At 71.2% G+C, this 3,314-nt stretch carries 3 protein-coding genes and 1 pseudogene; 3 read left to right on the forward strand and 1 reads right to left on the reverse strand.

The annotated features are described in order from the left end of the window. A pseudogene (locus RIF89_RS12750) lies at positions 1-581 on the forward strand (TerC family protein); the annotation flags it as partial. A gap of 127 nt (positions 582-708) precedes the next feature. Here the strand turns inward: RIF89_RS12750 and RIF89_RS12755 are convergent. Further along, entirely contained in the window at positions 709-978 is a 270-nt protein-coding gene (locus RIF89_RS12755; RefSeq protein ID WP_309069474.1) for a hypothetical protein, read from the reverse strand. Positions 979-1,054: 76 nt separating this feature from the next. Here RIF89_RS12755 and RIF89_RS12760 point away from each other — a divergent pair, with 76 nt between their 5' ends. Both RIF89_RS12760 and RIF89_RS12765 read left to right on the forward strand, forming a co-directional pair. Next, on the forward strand, positions 1,055-1,768 hold the full coding sequence (locus RIF89_RS12760) for a hypothetical protein (protein ID WP_309069475.1): 714 nt from the start codon (positions 1,055-1,057) through the stop codon (positions 1,766-1,768). Between the two features lie 219 nt (positions 1,769-1,987). Next, positions 1,988-3,274, forward strand: coding sequence for an adenylosuccinate synthase (locus RIF89_RS12765; protein ID WP_309069476.1), 1,287 nt, complete (start codon positions 1,988-1,990; stop codon positions 3,272-3,274). The last annotated feature ends 40 nt before the right edge of the window (positions 3,275-3,314 follow it).

Raw genomic sequence — 3,314 nt, forward strand, 5'->3', positions numbered from 1 at the left:
CGCTGTTCTCGATCGGCGAGCTCGACTTCTCCGGGCGCGAGCTGATCCTGATCGTCGGCGGCCTGTTCCTCGTCTACAAGGCCGTGACGGAGATCCACCACCGGCTCGAGGGCGAGGACGACCACGGCGCCGGCGGCGCCGCGAAGGCCACGTTCGGTGCGGTGCTGGCGCAGATCCTGGCGCTCGACCTGGTGTTCTCGCTCGACTCGGTCATCACCGCGGTCGGCATGACCAACAACCTGCTGGTGATCATCACGGTCGTCGTGCTGTCGTTCGCCCTCATGCTGTTCGCCGCGAAGCACATCTTCACCTTCGTCAACAACCACCCCACGGTGAAGATGCTGGCGCTGGCGTTCCTGCTGCTGATCGGCGTGTTCCTCGTGGCCGAGGGCTTCGGCGTCCACATCGACAAGGCCTTCATCTACGGCCCCATGGCGTTCGCGATCTTCGTCGAGGCGTTGAACCTCGCGGCCACGCGCCGCCGTCGCAAGCGCACGGGCGCGGCCGCCACGCCCGTGCACCTGCACAGCGGCTACACGCCCGAGGAGGAGGCGCAGGCAACGCGGGCGTCCAAGGACTGACGCATCCGCCCGGCCGCGGCACCGCACGGCGGCCGCGGTCGGGCCCGCGGATGTCCGCGGCCCGGCCGCGCACGCGCCTCACCCGCCGGTGGAGCTCACCAGCGCACGGGCTCGCCCGTGGGCGGGATCACCAGATGATGCCGCCGCCGACCGAGATGCCGGCCCAGGTGAGGGCGACGAAGACGCCGGCGAAGACCACCGGTGCGATGCCCCTGCCCTGACGGCTCAGGCCCTTGAGCAGCGCGATCACCACGAGCACGGCGGCGACGAGCGAGAGCCCGCCGCCGAGCACGAGGCCGATGAACAGCGGGATCGGCATGAGGATCAGGCCGATCAGCCCCACCCAGAAGGCGGCCCAGGCGGTGCGGTTGGTCGTGGGTGCGCTGTTCGTCGACATGCCTCCATCATGCTCCGTCGCCGCGTCGCTCGGGGAGGAGAGTCGGGTCGCGCGCTGAGGCGGACATACTGAGGGGGTGATCCCGAGCCTGCTGTGGGGCATAGTCGGTGCGGCTCCCCTCGTCCTCGGTGCCGTGCTCGCGGGGCTGCGGCGCTGGCCCGACCGTCTGATCGGCGTCGTGCTCGGCTTCGGCGCGGGCGCCCTGATCGCGAGCATCGCGTTCGAGCTGTGGGAGGACGGCCTCGAGATCGGCGGTCCGATCCCGCTCGCGGTGGGCGTCGCACTGGGGGCGGCGGTCTACTTCACCGCCGACCGCCTCGTCGAACGTTGGGCGTCCCGGGCCGGCGGCGGGGCGGCCGCGGGTGTCCCGCTCGCGCTCGGCGCCCTGCTCGACGGCGTCCCCGAGCAGCTCGTGCTCGGCTTCGGCCTCGCAGGCGGGGGCGGGGTGAGCGTCGCCCTCGTCGTCGCCATCTTCGTGTCGAATCTGCCCGAGTCGGTGGGATCCTCCGCCGACCTGCTGGAGGGAGGCGTCACGCGCAGGCGCGTGGTGCTGCTGTGGACGGGGGTCGCGGCAGTGTGCGCCCTCGCGACCGTTGCCGGATGGGCGCTCGCCGATGTGGCGACACCCGGCATGCAGGCGGGGCTCAGCGGGTTCGCGGCGGGAGCGCTGCTCGTGATGCTCGTCGACTCGATGATCCCCGAGGCACAGAAGCGCGCCGAGGACGTGGCGGGCATCGCCACCGTGCTCGGCTTCGCGCTCGCCGCGGGCCTGTCCGCCGTCGGCGGCTGACCGCTCGGCCACCGTGCCCGGCCATGGCGGCCCTCGAGCTCATCGCGGTGGGTCCGTGTCAGCACGCGCGGCGGGAAGGGGATCTGCCCGGGATGGGCCGAGCCCGTCGATAGACTGGTCGCGGCCCAGAACGCAGCCCGAAGAGCGGGAGAGAGGTCTTGGGCGCAGAGGCCGCGGGCGCACGGCTCGGCGGGCTCGAGAAAAGACAAGGGGAAACCCATGCCAGGAATCGTGATCGTCGGCGTCCAGTGGGGCGACGAGGGCAAGGGCAAGGCCACAGACCTCCTCGGCGACCGCACCGACTGGGTCGTCAAGTTCAACGGCGGCAACAACGCCGGCCACACGGTCGTGATCGGCGACGAGAAGTACGCGCTGCACCTGCTGCCCTCGGGCATCCTGTCGCCGGGCGTGACGCCCGTGATCGGCAACGGCGTGGTCGTCGACCTCGAGGTGCTGTTCGCCGAGCTCGACGCGCTGTCGGCGCGCGGCATCGACGTGTCGAAGCTCCGCGTGAGCGCCAACGCGCACCTCATCACGCACTATCACCGCACGCTCGACAAGGTCACCGAGCGCTTCCTCGGCAAGCGCCAGATCGGCACGACCGGCCGCGGCATCGGCCCCGCCTACGCCGACAAGATCAACCGCGTCGGCATCCGGGCTCAGGACCTGTTCGACGAGTCGATCCTGCGCCAGAAGATCGAGGGTGCACTCGACCAGAAGAACCACCTGCTGGTCAAGGTGTTCAACCGCCGCGCCATCACGGTCGACGAGATCCTCGAGGACCTGCTGTCGTACGCCGAGCGCCTGCGGCCCATGGTGTGCGATACGGGTCTGCTGCTGAACGACGCGCTCGCCGCGGGCGAGGTCGTCGTGTTCGAGGGCGGCCAGGCGACCATGCTCGACGTCGACCACGGCACCTACCCGTTCGTGACCTCGTCGTCCGCGACCGCGGGCGGCGCCTCGACGGGATCCGGCGTGGGCCCGGGGCGCCTCGACCGCATCGTCGGCATCGTGAAGGCGTACACGACGCGCGTCGGGTCGGGTCCGTTCCCGACCGAGCTGTTCGACGAGCAGGGCGACTGGCTGCGCGCGCGCGGGTTCGAGTTCGGCACCACGACCGGCCGCCCGCGCCGCGTCGGCTGGTACGACGCCCCCATCACGCGCTACGCGACCCGCGTGAACGGCATCACCGATCTCGTCCTGACCAAGCTCGACATCCTGACCGGGCTCGACGAGATCCCGGTCTGCGTCGCGTACGACGTCGACGGCCGGCGCTTCGACGAGCTGCCGGTGAACCAGACCGACTTCCACCACGCGAAGCCGATCCTGGAGAGCTTCCCCGGCTGGCACGAGGACATCTCCACCGCGCGGACGTTCGAGGACCTGCCGCAGAACGCGCAGGACTACGTGCTGGCGCTGGAGAAGATGAGCGGCACGCGCATCTCGGTCATCGGCGTCGGCCCCGGCCGCGACGCCGTCATCGTGCGCCACGACCTGGTCGACTGACCCGCACGGCAGCCGCGCACCGCGACGGCAGCGCGCCGCG

Source organism: Microbacterium sp., assembly GCF_031178525.1.
GTDB lineage: Bacteria > Actinomycetota > Actinomycetes > Actinomycetales > Microbacteriaceae > Microbacterium.